This window comes from Thalassospira sp., from assembly GCF_002709775.1.
GTDB lineage: Bacteria > Pseudomonadota > Alphaproteobacteria > Rhodospirillales > Thalassospiraceae > Thalassospira.
The window spans coordinates 1-18,294 of sequence record NZ_PAQR01000010.1 but is presented as its reverse complement, the minus strand read 5'-3'; the positions used below and the strand labels follow the sequence as shown (position 1 = coordinate 18,294).

Annotated in this window: 12 protein-coding genes; 7 read left to right on the top strand and 5 right to left on the bottom strand. The window is 55.5% G+C overall.

Annotation, left to right across the window (positions count from 1 at the left end):
- Window positions 1–103: 103 nt before the first annotated feature.
- Both dnaG and CMO10_RS05190 read right to left on the bottom strand, forming a co-directional pair.
- Window positions 104–2,002, bottom strand: a complete 1,899-nt coding sequence (gene dnaG / locus CMO10_RS05195; protein ID WP_297019295.1) for a DNA primase — start codon at window positions 2,000–2,002, stop codon at window positions 104–106.
- Window positions 2,003–2,163: 161 nt separating this feature from the next.
- Window positions 2,164–2,619 (bottom strand): GatB/YqeY domain-containing protein, encoded by a 456-nt coding sequence (locus tag CMO10_RS05190; RefSeq protein WP_044827857.1) that lies wholly within the window; start codon window positions 2,617–2,619, stop codon window positions 2,164–2,166.
- Between the two features lie 368 nt (window positions 2,620–2,987).
- Here CMO10_RS05190 and carA point away from each other — a divergent pair, with 368 nt between their 5' ends.
- The 3 genes from carA (at window position 2,988) to greA (ending at window position 8,069) form a co-directional block, all read left to right on the top strand.
- Window positions 2,988–4,154 (top strand): glutamine-hydrolyzing carbamoyl-phosphate synthase small subunit, encoded by a 1,167-nt coding sequence (gene carA / locus CMO10_RS05185; RefSeq protein ID WP_297019289.1) that lies wholly within the window; start codon window positions 2,988–2,990, stop codon window positions 4,152–4,154.
- Between the two features lie 96 nt (window positions 4,155–4,250).
- Window positions 4,251–7,493, top strand: a complete 3,243-nt coding sequence (carB, locus tag CMO10_RS05180; protein WP_297019287.1) for a carbamoyl-phosphate synthase large subunit — start codon at window positions 4,251–4,253, stop codon at window positions 7,491–7,493.
- Between the two features lie 102 nt (window positions 7,494–7,595).
- Window positions 7,596–8,069: a transcription elongation factor GreA gene (greA, locus tag CMO10_RS05175; protein WP_044828214.1), complete on the top strand. Its 474-nt coding sequence runs from the start codon at window positions 7,596–7,598 to the stop codon at window positions 8,067–8,069.
- Window positions 8,070–8,220: 151 nt separating this feature from the next.
- On the opposite strand, the gene CMO10_RS05170 is transcribed toward greA, so the two are convergent.
- The 3 genes from CMO10_RS05170 to CMO10_RS05160 all read right to left on the bottom strand — a co-directional run bounded on the left by CMO10_RS05170 (window position 8,221) and on the right by CMO10_RS05160 (window position 10,934).
- Window positions 8,221–9,684: a methyl-accepting chemotaxis protein gene (locus CMO10_RS05170; protein WP_297019285.1), complete on the bottom strand. Its 1,464-nt coding sequence runs from the start codon at window positions 9,682–9,684 to the stop codon at window positions 8,221–8,223.
- Between the two features lie 17 nt (window positions 9,685–9,701).
- Window positions 9,702–10,079, bottom strand: coding sequence for a hypothetical protein (locus CMO10_RS05165; RefSeq protein WP_297019283.1), 378 nt, complete (start codon window positions 10,077–10,079; stop codon window positions 9,702–9,704).
- A 369-nt stretch (window positions 10,080–10,448) separates the two neighbouring features.
- Entirely contained in the window at window positions 10,449–10,934 is a 486-nt protein-coding gene (locus CMO10_RS05160) for an Lrp/AsnC family transcriptional regulator (protein ID WP_044827853.1), read from the bottom strand.
- A 324-nt stretch (window positions 10,935–11,258) separates the two neighbouring features.
- Here CMO10_RS05160 and trxB point away from each other — a divergent pair, with 324 nt between their 5' ends.
- The 4 genes from trxB to CMO10_RS05140 all read left to right on the top strand — a co-directional run.
- Window positions 11,259–12,209 carry a thioredoxin-disulfide reductase gene (gene trxB, locus CMO10_RS05155; protein WP_297019280.1) on the top strand — a complete coding sequence of 317 codons (951 nt, stop codon included), beginning with the start codon at window positions 11,259–11,261 and terminating at the stop codon, window positions 12,207–12,209.
- Between the two features lie 330 nt (window positions 12,210–12,539).
- On the top strand, window positions 12,540–13,466 hold the full coding sequence (locus CMO10_RS05150; RefSeq protein ID WP_044827851.1) for a LysR family transcriptional regulator: 927 nt from the start codon (window positions 12,540–12,542) through the stop codon (window positions 13,464–13,466).
- A 995-nt stretch (window positions 13,467–14,461) separates the two neighbouring features.
- Window positions 14,462–15,895: an adenylate/guanylate cyclase domain-containing protein gene (locus tag CMO10_RS05145; protein WP_472910349.1), complete on the top strand. Its 1,434-nt coding sequence runs from the start codon at window positions 14,462–14,464 to the stop codon at window positions 15,893–15,895.
- Window positions 15,896–16,718: 823 nt separating this feature from the next.
- Window positions 16,719–18,294 (top strand): elongation factor G (locus tag CMO10_RS05140; RefSeq protein ID WP_297019276.1); only part of this gene is annotated, 1,576 nt, incomplete at its 3' end.

Below are 18,294 nucleotides of genomic sequence, written 5' to 3'. Positions count from 1 at the left end.
CCCGCTGGGTACGTTCGTACCGTTGTTGTCCCAAGCGCCGTGTCTCTCAGCGCAAATCACAAATAGCCCGATCGCTGATCCAGACCACACACGCGATCAATGATCAGTCGTCGAGCTTAAACACTTTCTCCCGGCGTCGGGCGAGATCCTCTCGTCTGTGAGAAAACCTTTCCCATTCTTCCTCGCTGGTATCTGCTGCCAACTGTCGGACGGCGTATTTTGCCTCTTCGTCCTCCAGGGAGCTTACAGCCATGGAAAAAACCTGTTTCCAACCCGTCAGGGCCCGTTCGAGCGGCGTTTCGGGCTTGGCGAAAGCGGCGTGCGCAATTACGTCCGCACTGACCACCCGCGAAACTGTCTCTGACAGCCCGTCGCGCTCCAATTGAGCCTTGATCGTTTCGCAATCAAGTCCAGGATCGTCGTCAAGCAGCTTTAAGACGGCCCGACGAAGATTGTCAAGCGCGGAGTCTGCACAACTATAGATTCCCAGCTGTTCGCCAATCTCATCATGCAGGGCAGGATGATTGATTAGTGTCAGCAAAAGAATGGAGTCCTGCAGGTCGCGTTTCTTTTGCATCGGTGGTCGCGACATGCCCGGAACCGCTTTACCGGCCGGAACCCAGAAATGGTCATTTTTTCCGCGTTTGCCACCCCATGCGGCTTTTTTATTTTGAAAACCGCCGGATTTCCCGCCGTAACCGGACCGGTTTGCCGGCTTGCCACCGCGATCGCCCTTGAACAGCTTCCAGACCCGGTCACGGAACATCGCATTATATTGTGACCGCACCGCTTCATCGGCAATCACGGAAATGCGCTGATTGATCGTCGCTTCAAGCGCTGCACGGCGTTCCGGGGTATCGATCTTGTGTGCACCGACATCCATGCGCCAGACCAGCTCGGCCAGCGGCACGGCATGATCAATGATCTTGCGGAAACTCTCAAACCCGTCCGGGGCCGCCATCAGGCTGTCGGGGTCTTCACCCTCGGGCAGGATGGAAAACAGCAATGACTTGCCCGGCCGCAGGATCGGCAAGGCCCGTTCGGCCGCGCGCACCGCTGCCCGCTTACCCGCCGCATCACCATCAAGGCACAGGATCGGCTCGTTGGTCATTTTCCAAAGCTCGCCAATCTGCTCCTCGGTCACCGCGGTGCCAAGTGGGGCAACTGCCCCGCGATAACCCGCACGGTGCAGGGCGATCACATCCATATAGCCTTCGGTGACAATGATCGGTGCGTCATTGCGCGATGCCTCGCGCGCCTGCGGCAGGCCATACAGCAACCGGCCTTTGTGAAACAGCGGGGTGTCCGGGCTATTAAGGTATTTCGGCTTGCCATCGCCCATGACGCGCCCGCCAAAGGCCACCACCCGGCCGCGCCGATCAAGGATGGGGAACATGACGCGCCCGCGGAACCGGTCGTAACTCTGACGTCCACTATCTTCGGGCTCGATCAGAAGCCCGGCCTCGATCATGAGTTTTTCGTCAATGTCTTCGCGCTTGAGTGCCGCCTTGAGCGCCCCGCGATTGTCCGGCGCATAGCCCAGCCGGAATTCACTGATGGTTTTGTCATCCAGTCCGCGCTGATGGAAGTATTCAAGCCCTTCCTTGCCTTCGGGCATGCGCAACATGCGTTCGAAAAACGCACAGGCCGCTTCCATGACCTCATAAAGGGTCTTGGCCTTTTGTTCGCGTTCCTGGGCTTCGCGCGATTGTTTCGGGACTTCCATGCCGACCTGATTGGCCAGCACCTCGACCGCCTCGATAAAGGTCAGGCCACGGGTATTCATCACAAAGCTGATGACATCACCATGCGCACCACAGCCAAAGCAGTGATAGAACCCTTTTTGCTCATTGACCGTAAAGGACGGGGATTTTTCAGAATGGAACGGGCACAGCCCGGAATATTCCCGGCCGCGTTTGATCAGCTTCACCGATGTGCCGACGACATCCGCCAGTCCCACCCGTGCCCGCAGGTCGTCCAGAAACGACTGGGGAAAGCTCATGTGTGCCCCGTTCCCGTAATGTCACAGCATGATGCTGCAACTGTGTTGATTGGTCCCTGCCCCGGTCGACCTGATTTGATGTGATTATTGTCCGGCCCCGGGACGACGAAAGCCGGACGATTTTACACGCCCGGCTTCCAAATTACAGTGTGCTGTTGAGATTAACCCAACAGTTTTTTGGCAACACCACCGGCTTTGCCGAAATCCATGGTGCCGCTGTATTTCTCGCGCAGGGCTGCCATCGTGCGGCCCATATCCTTAAGGCAAGTCGCACCGATTTCCGAAACGGTGCCGCGCACGGCATCTTCGATTTCATCATCGGACAACTGGGCAGGCAGGAACTTTTCGATCACTTCGATCTCGGAGGCTTCCTGTTCGGCCAGTTCCGGGCGGTTGCCCTTGGTGTACATTTCGATGCTTTCGCGGCGCTGTTTGACCATCGCCTGCAGCAGATTGATGATTTCATCATCCGAAATGCCATCGGTATTGCCTTCACCCCGTGCCGCGATATCGCGTTCTTTCAGTGCCGCCAGGATAAGGCGCACGGTGGTAACGGAGCAGGCATCCTTAGCAAGGACTGCCTTTTTCAAAGCGTCATTAAGCTGCGATCGCAGCATGGCTCATCTCTGATTCTGTGGAAGAAAGGAGCGAACATACCGCAAAACGGCATTTGACGCAAAGAAAACGTTAACGCATAAGTTGTTGATTTTATTGAATAAATAAAAGTTTAGATGCGTTCTTGACACGCCATGCCGACTCCCGTAGACATCCGCCAATTTGCCTGCCGGGATCACGCTTTGCCCCGCTTTCAGCATACAACGCTGACGCTTATATCATGGTCAGCTCATTTTGCTGGAAACCAGTTGGCGCGTCTGCATGGCCGGTATGCAGGTTAAAAGCAGCCGTTTTTGTCGGCCTGCGCAGAAATAGTATATATAAAAAGACTCCGTGTTTCACCGTGGAAAGATCGAAAGGACATTTGCCAATGTCAGCGCCCACGCACACCCCGCCACCTGGTGCTTCTGCCGTCCTGGTTCTCGCAGATGGTTCAGTTTTTTGGGGACGCGGCGTCGGGGCCCGAGGGGAGGTCGTTGGTGAAGTCTGCTTCAACACCTCGATCACGGGCTATCAGGAAATCATGACCGACCCATCTTATGCCGGTCAGATGATCACCTTTACCTTCCCCCATATCGGCAATGTCGGCACCAACGACGAAGATATCGAAAACGCCAAACCGGTCGCCCTTGGCTGCATCCTGCGCCAGGACATTACTGACCCGTCAAGCTACCGTGCCCAGAAACATTTCAACGAATGGCTGGCCGAACACGGCCGGATCGGGATCGCCGGTGTCGATACCCGCCGCCTGACCAAACGCATCCGGAACGAGGGTGCGCCGAACGGTGTGATCTGCCACAACCCGGATGGCACGTTTGACATCCCGGCTCTCATCGCCAAGGCCAACGAATGGCCGGGCCTGGAAGGCATGGACCTTGCCAAGGACAACAGCTGCACAACCGGTTACGACTGGGACGAAGCGCTTTGGACCCGCGAAGGCGGATACGGCAAGGTTGGCAATGCCAAGCACCATGTCGTTGCGATCGATTACGGCGTAAAGCGCAACATTCTGCGCAACCTGGCCAGCCTTGATTGCAAGGTCTCGGTTGTTCCGGCCACCACCCCGGCTGATGAAATTCTTGCGATGAACCCGGATGGCATCTTCCTGTCAAACGGCCCGGGCGATCCGGCAGCTACCGGTGAATATGCGGTTCCGACCATCAAAACCCTGATCGACAGCGGCAAACCGGTATTCGGGATTTGCCTGGGTCATCAGATGATGGCGCTCGCCCTTGGGGCCAAAACCATGAAAATGGATGTCGGCCATCGCGGTGCGAACCACCCGGTCAAGGACACCACCACAGGCGTCGTTGAAATCACATCGCAAAACCACGGCTTTGTTGTCGACAAGGACAGCCTGCCGGCAAACGTCGAAGCGACCCACTTCTCGCTGTTTGACGGATCGCTTGCCGGTCTGCGCCTGAAAGACAAGCCGGTCTTCGCTGTTCAGTATCACCCCGAAGCATCGCCGGGGCCGCATGACAGCCACTACCTGTTCAAACGTTTCGTTGGTCTGATCGAGGAAGCCAAAGCCTGATCACCTGATCAGGACACGCCCAAGATTACGCGATTAACGGACTTAAACGAGGCGGTGCAGCCATCGCACCTGCCCTTGCGAAAAGCGGAAAACGACATGCCGAAACGTACAGATATCAAATCAATCCTCATCATCGGCGCCGGCCCGATTGTTATTGGTCAGGCTTGCGAGTTTGACTATTCCGGTGCCCAGGCCTGTAAGGCGCTGAAGGAAGAAGGCTACCGCGTCATTCTGGTCAACTCGAACCCTGCGACCATCATGACCGACCCGAACCTGGCCGATGCGACTTATATCGAGCCGATCAAACCGGCGATGGTTGCCAAGATCATCGAAAAGGAACGCCCGGACGCGATCCTGCCGACCATGGGTGGCCAGACCGCACTGAATACGGCCCTTGCCCTGCATGATGACGGCACGCTTGAAAAATACGGTGTCGAGATGATCGGTGCGAAAAAGCACGTCATCGAAAAGGCCGAAGACCGTCAGCTGTTCCGTGAAGCCATGGACAAGATCGGCCTTGAAAGCGCCCGTTCTGCGATGGTCAGCACCTTCGAAGATGCGGTCAAGGCGCTCGAGGTCACGGGCCTTCCGGCAATCATCCGCCCGAGCTTCACCCTCGGTGGTGAAGGTGGCGGCATTGCCTATAACCGTGAAGAGTTCGAACAGATTGTGCGCAACGGTCTGGCAATTTCCCCGACCCACACGGTTCTGATCGAAGAGTCCATTCTGGGCTGGAAAGAATACGAGATGGAAGTCGTCCGCGACCATGCGGATAACTGCATCATCATTTGTTCGATCGAAAACGTCGACCCGATGGGCATCCATACCGGTGACTCGATCACCGTTGCCCCGGCGCTCACCCTGACCGACAAAGAATACCAGATCATGCGTGACGCATCGCTTGCGGTACTTCGCGAGATCGGTGTGGATACCGGCGGCTCGAACGTTCAGTTCGCGGTCAACCCGGATGACGGCCGTCTGATCGTTATTGAAATGAACCCGCGTGTATCGCGTTCCTCGGCACTGGCATCCAAGGCAACCGGCTTCCCGATTGCCAAGATCGCGGCCAAGCTTGCGGTTGGCTATACGCTCGACGAGCTTGATAATGACATCACCGGTGTGACCCCGGCCTCGTTCGAGCCGACCATTGATTATGTCGTCACCAAGATCCCGCGCTTCACCTTTGAAAAGTTCCCGGGTGCCAAGCCAATTCTCGGCACCGCGATGAAATCGGTTGGCGAAGCCATGTCGATCGGTGGCTGCTTTGCTGAAAGCTTGCAGAAAGGTCTGCGCTCGATGGAGACCGGGCTCACGGGCCTCAATGAAGTCAAAATCGAAGGCGCACCGGACAAGGCTGCGATCCGTGCGAAGCTGACCCAGCCGATCCCGTTCCGTATTCTTTATGCTGCCCAAGCTTTCCGCCATGGCATGACGCTTGAAGAAATCCAGACGGCAACGAAGTTCGATCCCTGGTATCTCAAACAGCTCGAAATGCTGGTCGCGGAAGAAGAAAAAGTCCGCGCCAATGGCATTCCGGCAGACAAGCAGGAACTGCTGCGTCTCAAGAAGCTTGGCTTCTCGGACGCACGTCTTGCCGAACTGGCAGGCAAGGAAGAAGACGCTGTCCGTGCTGATCGTCAGGCCCTTGGCCTGCGCCCGGTTTACAAGCGTATCGATACCTGTGCTGCCGAATTCCCGTCGCGCACGTCCTACATGTATTCCATGTATGAAGGCGACGGCTTCTTTGAGCCGGAAAACGAAGCCGAAGTCACCGATCGCAAGAAGGTCATCATCCTTGGTGGTGGCCCGAACCGTATTGGTCAGGGCATCGAGTTTGATTACTGCTGTGTGCACGCGGCCTATGCGTTGCGCGAAGCAGGCGTCGAAGCCATCATGGTCAACTGCAACCCGGAAACGGTTTCAACCGACTATGACACGTCCGACCGTCTGTATTTCGAACCGCTGACCGCCGAAGACGTGATCGAGCTGTGCCAGCTTGAACAAAGCAATGGCGAACTGCTCGGTGTGATTGTCCAGTATGGTGGTCAGACCCCGCTGAAACTTTCCGCCGCCCTTGAAAAGGCAGGCATCCCGATCCTCGGCACCAGCCCGGACAGCATTGACCTTGCCGAAGACCGTGACCGGTTCCAGGAACTGGTCAACAAGCTTGGCATGAAGCAGCCGGCCAACGGCATTGCCCGTTCGGTCGACGAAGCCGTCAAGATTGCCGAAGGCATTGGCTACCCGATCGTCATCCGCCCAAGCTATGTTCTGGGTGGTCGCGCCATGGAAATCGTTCACACCACCGAAGACCTTCTGCGCTATATGCACGAAGCCGTTCAGGTTTCCGGCAAAAGCCCGGTTCTGATCGACAGCTTCCTGCTTGATGCGATTGAAATTGACGCTGATGCGGTCTCGGACGGAGAAAACGTCTTTGTTGCGGGCATCATGCAGCACATCGAAGAAGCCGGTATTCACTCTGGTGACTCGGCCTGTTCGCTGCCGCCCTACTCGCTTGATGAAACCATGATCGAACGCCTCAAGGCGCAAACGGTTGAACTGGCCAAGGCGCTTGACGTTGTCGGCCTGATGAACGTTCAGTTCGCGATCAAGGATGACGAGATCTATCTGATCGAAGTCAACCCGCGTGCCTCGCGTACGGTTCCGTTCGTCGCCAAGGCAACCGGCAACCCGATCGCCAAGATCGGTGCCCGTATCATGGCTGGCGAAAAACTTGGCGACTTCGACATTGATCACGGTCCGTTCAAGCATATCGCGGTCAAGGAAGCCGTCCTTCCGTTCAACCGCTTCCCGGGTGTCGACACCCTGCTTGGCCCGGAAATGCGTTCGACCGGTGAAGTCATGGGTCTTGATACCGATTTCGGTCGCGCCTTTGCCAAGGCACAGATGGCAGCCGGTCACACCCTGCCGCTTGAAGGCAAGGTGTTCATCTCGGTCAAAAACTATGACAAGCCTGCCGCTATTCAACTGGCACGCGACGCGATTGCCCTTGGCTTTGGCGTGGTAGCGACCCACGGAACGGCGGAAGTTCTTGAAAAAGAAGGGCTAGACGTCACCCCGGTCAATAAGGTACAGGAAGGACGTCCCCATATTGTGGACATGATGAAGAACGGCGATATCAAGCTGGTGTTCAACACCACCGAAAGCAAGCAGGCCGTGGTCGACAGTTTCTCGATCCGCCGGACTGCCCTTACCGATGACATCCCGTACTACACCACTGTCGCCGGTGCCCGCGCTACCCTGCGCGCCATCGACAACCTGAAACGCGGCGCACTTGCAGTCCGTCCCGTTCAGGAATATCTTGGGGACAAGTACTAAGGTTCTCTAGCGAACCAAAGGCAAGAATTCAGACCGCCCGGCGGGATGCCGGGCGGTTGATTTTGTAGTATCGACCGCTAATAAGAATAGGCTGTGAGCGCGATGGAAAAAGTACCAATGACCCCCCAGGGGCATCAGCGTCTCGAAGAAGAACTGAAGCATCGCAAGTCTGTCGAACGTCTTGAAATCATCAAGGCGATCTCGGAGGCCCGCGAGCATGGCGATCTTTCGGAAAATGCCGAATACCATGCCGCACGCGAACGCCAAAGTTTCTGCGAAGGTCGTATTGCCGAGCTCGAAGACGTGCTCAGCCGCTCCGAAGTTATCGACGTGCCGTCACTGGCTGGCGATACCGTTAAATTCGGCGCCAAGGTTGATCTCGTTGACGAAGACACCGACGAGGAAACCACATATCAGGTGGTAGGTCCGATCGAAGCCGACATCAATGCCGGCCGCATCTCGACCACGTCCCCGATCGGTCGTGCCCTGATCGGCAAATCGGTTGGTGACTCTGTCGAAGTTACCGTACCGGGCGGCACCAAAAGCTATGAAATTCTCAAGGTCGATTTTTCCTGACCGGGAAACAACTGATCAGCATCAGGGCCCGGGAAATTCCCGGGCCTTTTTCGTTGCAGAATTTCATTCGAGACTGAGACAAAAAGACAAAGAAAAAGCCGGGCACGCAAATGCCCGGCTTTTTTTCGCAGGTTGGGACGCTTGTTCTGATTTATTCAGCTTTGGCCAGCTGATCGAGAACCGCTTCGATATTGCGGTTAAGATCGGTTGCTTCTGATCCAAGGTGATCGGCACTGCCCAGAAGCTCGGTCGCAGTCGCACCGGTCTGATCGGAAATTTCCGACAGCTGATGGATCAGGTCCGAAAGATCACGGGTTGCATCGACCGTAACATTCAGGCTCTGAGCAATCTCGCGCGATGCAGCCTGCTGCTGATCCATGGTCGAGGAAATGGTCGTTGTGACTTCCACCAGATCGCCGATGGTTTCCGAAACCCCGTTGACCGCAGAAACGGAATCACCCGTTGCCGCCTGAATTTCAGAAATCTGCTGGGCAATCTCGTCAGTTGCACGCGCAGTCTGGTTGGCAAGGTTCTTGACCTCGTTGGCAACCACGGCAAAGCCTTTGCCGGCTTCACCAGCGCGGGCAGCCTCGATCGTCGCATTCAGCGCCAGAAGGTTGGTCTGGGACGCGATATCGGTAATCAGGTTAACGACTTCACCGATTTTCTCGGCCGCTTTTGACAGCCATTCAATCCGCTCGCTTGCGGTCGAGGACCGCGAAACTGCGTTATCGGTGATCTCACGCGCGCGGACGATCTGACGGGAAATCTCATCGGCCGATGCATTGATCTCATCAACGGCGGATGCTGCCGACTGAACGTTCTGCGAGGTTTCCTCGGACGCATGCACGGCACCAACAGATGCCTCACGACCGGTACGTGCGCGATCATCAAGAAGCTGGGCACGCTTTTGCAGCTGAACGGATTCTGCATCAACCGCACCGGCAGACTTGCCGATCATCGAAGTGATCTGGCCTGCCAGTTCGCGTTTGAAGTTATCACGCTCAATCTTGCGCTGTGCACGCAGCTTCTCGTTCTGCGCCAAAAGGTCCTGTGCAGATTTTGCCGCTTCTTCGGCCTCGGCACGGGCGGTTTCGGCATTGGCCAGCGTCGCATAGAGGCTTTTGCACGACCAGATCAGAACCCCGGCCTCAACAATCACGACCACTGCATGCAAAACCACGCGGAAGAAATCGGCACCATCCGGGAACACCCAGTATGGCACGGCAAAGTTCAGGATCAGGTGATGCAGGGCAATAACGCCGGTGCTGACCACAATCGTTTTCCAGCAGACCAGCGCGCCAAGCACAGCCAGGGCCGCAAAGAAATACATGTGAATGTCGATCTGCCATTCATGTCCGCGGAAGGCATAAACCAGAACGGCGACCTGCAAGAGCATGGCAGAGGAGACAATAAAGCGCGAAATCTGCGCCTGCGGACCAGCGGCCCGGCACACAACAAATGCAATGGCCGCAAAAATCGCACTGGCGATCAGCGGCGAGACGGCATCACCGCTTGCGAAGTAACCGGCAATCGCACTGAGCGGAATATGCACGGCCAGAATGACAAACAGTGCCTTGATCGCATTGGCACGAATTTCGAGTAACTTTTCCATTGGCTTAAACCCAAATATCAGAAGGCGTTTTTCGGTGCGTCAGCATCAAAACAGGCCGATGCAATTAGCGGAGACAGGGTAAACAATGCGCCGAAATCCCCGGCCTCTGGCAACGTACCATCGTCACGCACAACGACAGCCATATGCCCAAAGCCCCCAAATCTCGCAACGCGACCACCGGAAGCCCCCACCCGCTCAAGGATTTCCTGTTCGCTCATATCAAAAGGAAACACCATCCCGACACCCGACATGGCATCGGACGGCCGATAGGACAGAACCACCAGCAACATCACACCGACAAACGCAAACAGCATGGTCGGTACAATCCCGCGCCAACCGTCATCGTCGATTGCCAGAATTCGAGTGGCTTCCGGGGTTTTTTGAAATGCTTCCAATTACTATCCCTAGATATAGCTTATATACCATTCGTATAGGTATCTTGTATTTATGCCCTTCCCCCGTCACTGACAAGGACTTTCATCCATACGTTTAATAAGGGGCGGCCAGCACACCTGATCGCGACAAGGCGATAAATGGCTGTTTTCGTGACCTTTTTACGGACAAATCGCGATCCGGATCACATTTATTGACCGGCGCATGGCTCCATTGCCCGGATCGAATAGCCTATAACAACACGTATAGGTTTCATGCAGGTGATAGCGTGCCCTCGCCCTTGCAAGGGTCGGGAAACAAATAAACCGGCGCAGTTTTGCGCCGGTTTCTGATCTTCTTGGAATTGTCAGTCGCGGGTCAAAGGCCTGTAATCAGTCCTCGACCTCGATATCAATCGGAACGCCCGGCATGTTTTTGGCGGTGCGAATCGAAAGGGCTGATTTGACGTGATTGACGTTCTCGGCAACCGTCAGCTCGGTGGTCAGGAATTTCTGATACTCATCCCAGCTGTGCGACACGATCTTAAGCAGGAAGTCCATCTCGCCCGCCACCATGTGGCATTCGCGAACTTCGGGCCAGCTGGCCGCACGGGCCTCGAACGCACGCAGATCGTGTTCGGCCTGGCTTGCCAGACCGACCATCGCAAACACCGTGACGTTATAGCCAAGTGCCTGCGCATCGACTTCGGCGTGATAGCCCTGAATGAATCCGGTTTCTTCGAGTGCGCGCACACGACGCAAACAGGGAGGAGCCGAAATACCTGCACGGCGTGCAAGTTCCACATTGGTCATGCGGCCATCTTCCTGCAGATCGCGCAAGATTCTGCGGTCGATCTTGTCGAGTTTGACCCGTTGCATTTATTCCTCGATTCTGTGCGCGAAAGTTACCTCGATTGAAACAATATTACAGCGAGGCAAGTTGCAGGCAATAATATAATCGAGGCAAGAATGCAATCTTGTGCTTGGTTGCCGTAACTGAAAATGCTGCAAAATCCGGTTTTTGGCGGCCATCCGTGGCGCATTCGCGTGACCGATCCCACAGCTTCCATCATTCTGAAATTTCCGGCCTGCCCAAAACCGCGTCTGGGTACTGCAAACTTTTCCTCTGGCGGTTGCGTCTTGCACGGTCTCCTCATATGTTCGACGTCAGTTTTTTACTCATCTCGGACAATTACAAAGACCATGGCCCAGGAACATAAAACCAAAGTCCTCATCATCGGCTCCGGCCCTGCCGGATACACTGCTGCGATCTATGCTGCGCGCGCCAACCTTGAACCCATGATGGTCATGGGCCTTCAGCCGGGTGGCCAGCTGACGATCACCACCGATGTCGAAAACTATCCGGGTTTTGCCGATGTCATCCAGGGCCCGTGGCTGATGGAACAGATGAAGGGCCAGGCCGAACATGTCGGCACCAAGATGGTCCATGACCTGATCACCGAGGTCGACTTCTCCAAACGCCCGTTCGTCTGCAAAGGCGACTCCGGCGATACCTATATTGCTGAAACCGTTATCATCTCGACCGGCGCACAGGCCCGCTGGCTGGGCCTTCCGGGCGAAGAGAAGTTTAATGGCCGCGGCGTTTCGGCCTGCGCAACCTGCGACGGTTTCTTCTATCGCAACAAGCCGGTCACGGTTGTCGGTGGCGGCAATACCGCTGTTGAAGAAGCCCTTTACCTTGCCGGTATCTGCTCCAAGGTCACCCTGATCCACCGCCGCGATGAACTGCGTGCGGAAAAGATGCTTCAGGAACGCCTGCTCAAGCATGAAAAGATCGACGTGGTCTGGGACAGCGTTGTTGAAGACATTCTTGGTGGCGATGGCCCGATGGACGGTGTCGAGGCTGTCCGTGTGCGCAACGTCAAAACCGATGCCGTCACCGACATCCCGGCGGACGGTTTCTTTGTCGCAATTGGCCATGACCCGGCAACGGCCGTCTTCAAAGGCCAGGTCGACATGGATGACGAAAACTATGTTCTGGTCAAACCGGGCAGCACGGTCACCAATATCGAAGGCGTCTTTGCCGCAGGCGACGTGACCGACAAAGTCTACCGTCAGGCTGTGACCGCCGCTGGCATGGGCTGCATGGCCGCCCTTGAAGCCGAAAAATTCATCGCCGAACACGAAGGCTGATTTCCGTGCACGGGCCTCTTTGGCCCGATCCGCACGATGTAAACAGCAAAGGGGACGCTTATTGCGTCCCCTTTTTTAATGACTCCAACCTGCCGCGATCCCGCCAATTGCCTGACATTGGACCGAAAATCGCAACATACCATGGTGTTTGCTGGAAAATGTCTTCTTGCAGAAAACGTCACAGGCCTCATATTGATTGAATAATCATGTACTTGGTCAAAGCCTGTGAGGCACTTAACAGTGTTGAAACCAAATTGACCATAAAAGAAGAGAACCATTATCAGGGGTCTGGCGCATCGACCGTGCGCTGGTGAATCTAGGAGCAGGTCTATGGACTGGGACAAGCTGCGTGTCTTTCACGCTGTTGCCGAAGCCGGGAGCTTCACCCACGCAGGGGAAAACCTTAATCTGAGCCAGTCGGCCGTCAGCCGACAGATCAGCGCTCTTGAAGAAAGCGTGAAAGTCCCGCTTTTCCATCGCCATGCGCGTGGCCTGATCCTGACCGAACAGGGCGAATTGCTCTATCGCACCGCCCATGATGTCTTCGCCAAGCTTTCCATGGCCGAAGCCCGCATTCGCGAATCAAAGGAACGCCCGAGCGGCCCACTCAAGGTCACGACAACCGTGGCCTTTGGCTCGACCTGGCTGACCCCGCGCATTAATGAATTCCTTGAACGCTATCCGGAAATCGAACTGTCGCTGGTGCTCAATGACGAGGAACTCGATCTCGCCATGCGTGAGGCCGATGTTGCCATCCGCATGCAGCCACCGCGTCAGGCCGACCTTGTCCAGCGTCAGTTGATGACACTGCGCTATCACGTGTTTGCATCGCCGGAATATATCAAGCAGCACGGCATGCCCAAAACACCCGAAGAGCTTAAGGATCACCGTCTGATCATCTATGGTGCGGATGCGCGTCCGCCGGTGTCGAACGTCAACTGGATGATGGCCACCGCCCAGCAATACAAGCCGGACATGCGCCCGATTCTGAAGCTCAATAATATCTATGGCATCTTCCGCGCCACCGAATCCGGTCTGGGGATCTCGGCCCTACCTGATTACCTGTTGCCGTCCAACAGCAATCTGGTCCGTATTCTGCCGGAACTCGAAGGGCCAAGCTTCGATGCCTATTTCGTCTATCCGGAAGAACTGCGTCATTCCAAACGCATCGCGGTCTTCAGAGACTTCCTGATCGAAGAAATCTCTAAGGTAAAGGCAAAGGCCGCAGCCGCTGCCAGCGCAACCACCGACAAATAGGCGCCAGCAAACCACGGCAATAAGAGATTTTCGACAGCCCGGCCACGCCGGGCTGTTTGCGTATGAGACCCCCCAATCTATCCGCACCCGAATCCCGCCCCCAACCCGCACGGATCCGGCCATGAGTCGCGCATAATCTGACTGTGACCCCGGCCCAAAATTTCAAACCTCAGGGGCAAAATCGGGCCACCTGTTAGGCACATCACAGCGTGTTCTCAAATAACCATGCCATAATGTCTTAAAATTGCTGACATTTTATCGTCATGCGTTTAGCGCATGGTTGCTTTGTAGTTATTCAATTTTTAATCCACTCAGAGCTCACCTATATTCACATCATAAGTTGTGAGCAATCGCACAAAGCGTGATCGCTCCGACTTCCTGAATTTGGACGTTTCGTCCGCCGGAACGATATCCGGCACGGGAATCTTCCCTAGATTCCCTACGTCTCCCAGACGTGAAGCCTCCCTGATAAACTTGCCGGGCACATTGATGCCCGGCTTTTTTTTGTGCTCCTGCACAATGAATTCACCCGCCAAACAGTGATCCAGCCGGGAAACGGCCTCAATACCGCATATATTTATATTTAATATCAAACACTTATATCGATATCTCCGCTTCCTGAAGATTTATGCAGAAAATGCATGGCTGAAAAAGCAATTTGGCAGTGGTCATTATCGTCAAAAACGCTATCTTTCCTCTCGAACCGCAGCGGCAAACACCGCACCGCGGTACAGAGTTTTCTCCCTGACCGATTATGTCGGTCTTAGCCGGACGCCCTGTCCGGCTTACCCAGGGCCCTGAGAAGGGTCCTACGTCTCCCAGACGTGAAGCCTCCCTGATAAACTTGCCGGGCACATTTGTTGCCCGGCTTTTTTTTTGCCTGAATCACCGGCAACATCCAGCCATTCCTGTCGACCCGCACGTAGCTGTGATCACCTGTCATCGCATCGCGACTTGGCAAGTTGCGCCTATCGTTTCACTATGGTGCATTCAATATGTCCACAAAGGACATCCATCGACATGATCGGGACATCGGCACCATGAAAAGCACGCTTAGTGCCTTCCTGTTTGGCAAGAATGCCAACAGTCATCTGCCTGAACGTGTGCAANACGCGATTGAAAAGCAGCAATATGAGAGCGAAAAGCTGATCGGCTGGGTGCAGCTGCTGCTGGTGACGATCTTTGCCACCCTTTATATCATCTCACCCAATAAGCCGATGTCCGATGGCATCCAGCCTGTGCCATGGGCGCTGGGACTGTATTATCTTTTTACCCTCAAGCGATTGGCGCTTGCCTATCGCAACAAGCTGTCGACCTGGTTCCTGACCCTTTCGGTGGTGGCTGATATCGGATTGTTGATGGTGCTGATCTGGAGCTTCCACATCCAGTACATGCAACCTGCCAGCTTCTATCTCAAGGCGCCGACCGTTCTGTATGTCTTCATATTCATTGCCCTGCGCAGCCTGCGCTTTGATCCGCGCTATATCCTGATTGCCGGAGGCACAGCGGCGGCTGGCTGGGTTATTCTGACCGGCTATGTCATCTGGTCGGAGGGTGGCAAAAGCATGATCACACGTGATTATGTGACCTATCTGACCTCAAACTCGATTCTGATCGGGGCCGAAGTCGACAAGATCATTGCCATTGTCCTGGTCACGGCCGTTCTGGCGATTGCCGTGATGCGCGCCAAAAGATCGTTTATCCGGGCTGTTACTGATGAAATTGCCGCCCGTGACCTGTCGCGGTTTGTGTCGCCCGAAATTGCCAATCGAATTACCCATGCCGAACAACAGATCCGGCCCGGCGACGGTGATGCGGTCAATGCCACAGTGATGTTTACCGACATCGAAGGCTTTTCATCGATTTCCGAGAAACTTTCGCCAAAAGAACTGGCGACAATGCTCAACGAGTATTTCACCGAAACCAGCGCATTGATTTCGCGTTTTGGCGGTGTCATCACGCAGTTCGAAGGCGACGCCATGCTGATCACCTTCAACGCCGTCACGCCAGACACCGATCACGCGCTCAACGCCGTGCGCACCGCCCTTGCCATTCAGGACCTCTCGGAACGCCGCATTTACAGCCATGGCAGTCCGCTCAAGACTCGCTGCGGGATTAATTCCGGTGAAATCGTCATTGGCGCCATCGGGTCGGAAAGTCGCCTGACATTCACGGTCCATGGTGACAACGTCAATATTGCCTCCCGGCTCGAATCGCTCAACAAGGAGTTTGGCACCTATATCCTTGCAACCGAGGACACCATGCGTGCCTGCGGCAATCACGACGACATCCCGAAATGGGAAGAACGCGGAGACGTCACCGTGCGCGGCCGTGAGAAATCGACAAAAATCTTTTCCCTTCCACCTCTGAAATCTGCGCCAAGAGTACTTCAACAAAAATCCGACAGCCCGATCACGTCACGCGATTGATCAAACCCAATTCTTCCCGGCTTGCGGACAAATTAAAAGCCCGGGGAGCTGGATGCTCGCCCGGGCTTTGGGGACAGATGGTCTTGGGGAGACCGGTCGGATACGCTGCCTTGCCCGCGGGGTGCACGACGCCTTGGGGGAGGACAGGCGCCGATCCGGGCCTCGATGCACGTGAGGGAGTGCACGGCATCGATGTTTTCGTATCCGACAGTTGGGAATATGCCTTTGAAATGCGGCTCAAAAATCGGTGTCTGGTGACCTTTTGGGGGCAAATTGGGGCAATTGCGGCAGCGTTTCCATTCAGTGCACCGCGCACCCGGACCCGGACAAAAAAGTGGGGCGGGATAAAACCCGCCCCAATCTATTCGGGGTCATTATGGTCTTGGGGAGACCAGGTCAGCCGGGGTATTTCAGGTGGGGGAACAACCTGAAATCAATCTGGCCAGCAACGTGAGGGGGGACAGAGACTGCTGACCGCGTCCTCGACTGACAGTTGTGAATATGCCCTGAAATCAAGGCGGGAAAACAGGTCACATTGGGCCATTTCGGGGCGAATTGTGTTCCAATAAAGGCAAGCCGGAACCAACCCCTTGATTTCATTGGCATCGATCATGATCTAATCAGAGGTGTCTCGGTCAGGACGACATTTTTTTCTTTGTCGCGGTCGCGTGAACGCATCAAACATGACAGGCTGAAGCACACCATAGGATGCTGGCCCCGATAATGCTGCCAGAACAGGTCATGGTTGCGGATCATGATGGTTGGGGCCTTTTTGTGCTGACCGATGGCTGGGGGATCGGTCTTCCTCGTCAAGGAGATGCCAATGCCTGCAAGCACACCTGAAAGCGCTTCATCGACCAAGCCGCATGCCCCGCGGGTTGCCGCCCTGATCGGCCCCAATTCCAGCGGCAAGACATCCCTGCTTGAAAGCCTGCTTCTTGCGACCGGCACCCTGCATCGCAAGGGGTCTGTGCGCGATCACAACACCGTTGGTGACGCCGGACGCGAAGCCCGCGCCCGCGGCATGAGCACCGAACTTACCTCCGCACACGCCACCTACCTTGGCGAAGAATGGCACTTCATTGATTGTCCGGGTTCTGTCGATTTCGCCCAGGATGCCCGTGAAGCCGCAATGATCTGTGATGTCGCCATCGTGGTCGTCGACCCGGATCCTGCCCGGGTGATGACAGTGGCCCCGATCCTTAAGTTTCTGGACCGAAACCGTATTCCGCACCTGATTTTCATCAACAAGACTGACCATGCCGGTGTGCGCCTGCGCAGTTGCCTTGATGCGTTACAGGCCATTTCAGAGCGGCCGCTTGTCATGCGCGAAATCCCCATTCGTGATGCTGATGCCAATGATGAACACATTACCGGCTTTGTCGATATCGTCTCGGAACGCGCCTATGCCTATCTCGAAGGACAGCCATCGCAACTCACCGCCCTTCCATCAGACATCAAGGATCGCGAACACGAGGCCCGCGAAGGATTGCTCGAAGCATTGGCGGACTTTGATGACGCATTGCTTGAACAGGTTCTTGAAGACCAGACACCCGTCACGGCCACCATCTATGACAATCTTGAACGCGATTTGGCACAGGACCTGATCGTACCGGTGTTTTTCGGGTCTGCCGAACATGACCGCGGGATCATCCGACTGCTAAAAGCACTGCGTCATGAAGCACCTTGCTCAGATGTCTGCGCCCACCGCCTTGGCGCCGAACCCGACCCAGACCAGACGATCCTGCAAGTTTTCAAAACCGTTCACCTTTCCCATGCCGGACGATTTTGTTTTGCCCGCGTTCTGTCGGGCAGCTTGTCAAACGGTGATACTTTGGGTGGCCACAAGCTATCTGGAATCTGCACCGTCTTGGGCGACAAACATGAAAAGATTGATCAGGCTTTGACTGGCGCGATTGTCGGTCTGCCAAGGGTGGAACGCTTGCGCACCGGCATGCTGATCGGTCCGGATGGTGAAATGGAAAATCTCTGGCCCGATCCCCTGCCCCCGCTTTATGAAACAGGGCTTAAGGTTGCAAACCCCGGCGACGATGTGAAACTGAACGAAGCCCTGCGTCATCTTTGCGAACAGGATCGCGCGCTTGGTTTTGGCCATCATCAGGCAACCGGACAACTTCTGTTATCGGGTCAGGGCGACATTCATTTGCAATGCGCGCTGGCACACCTTGCCGAGACCTACCATCTGGATATCTCAACAGCACCCGTCCAGACAGGCTATCAGGAAACCATACGCAAACCGGCCAGCGCACGTGGACGCTATAAAAAGCAGACCGGCGGTCACGGCCAGTTTGGAGATGTAGCAATCGACATTCGCCCGCTTGGCCGTGGCGAAGGTTTCGAATTCAGCGAACAAATCGTCGGCGGTGCCATTCCCCGCC

Excerpts from the sequence above, each read along its gene's own strand:
- CMO10_RS05170 (WP_297019285.1), bottom strand. The coding sequence starts at position 9,684 with ATGGAAAAGTTACTCGAAATTCGTGCCAATGCGATCAAGGCACTGTTT.
- trxB (WP_297019280.1), top strand. The coding sequence starts at position 11,259 with ATGGCCCAGGAACATAAAACCAAAGTCCTCATCATCGGCTCCGGCCCT.
- CMO10_RS05150 (WP_044827851.1), top strand. The coding sequence starts at position 12,540 with ATGGACTGGGACAAGCTGCGTGTCTTTCACGCTGTTGCCGAAGCCGGG.
- greA (WP_044828214.1), top strand. The coding sequence starts at position 7,596 with ATGGAAAAAGTACCAATGACCCCCCAGGGGCATCAGCGTCTCGAAGAA.
- carB (WP_297019287.1), top strand. The coding sequence starts at position 4,251 with ATGCCGAAACGTACAGATATCAAATCAATCCTCATCATCGGCGCCGGC.
- carA (WP_297019289.1), top strand. The coding sequence starts at position 2,988 with ATGTCAGCGCCCACGCACACCCCGCCACCTGGTGCTTCTGCCGTCCTG.
- dnaG (WP_297019295.1), bottom strand. The coding sequence starts at position 2,002 with ATGAGCTTTCCCCAGTCGTTTCTGGACGACCTGCGGGCACGGGTGGGA.
- CMO10_RS05160 (WP_044827853.1), bottom strand. The coding sequence starts at position 10,934 with ATGCAACGGGTCAAACTCGACAAGATCGACCGCAGAATCTTGCGCGAT.
- CMO10_RS05190 (WP_044827857.1), bottom strand. The coding sequence starts at position 2,619 with ATGCTGCGATCGCAGCTTAATGACGCTTTGAAAAAGGCAGTCCTTGCT.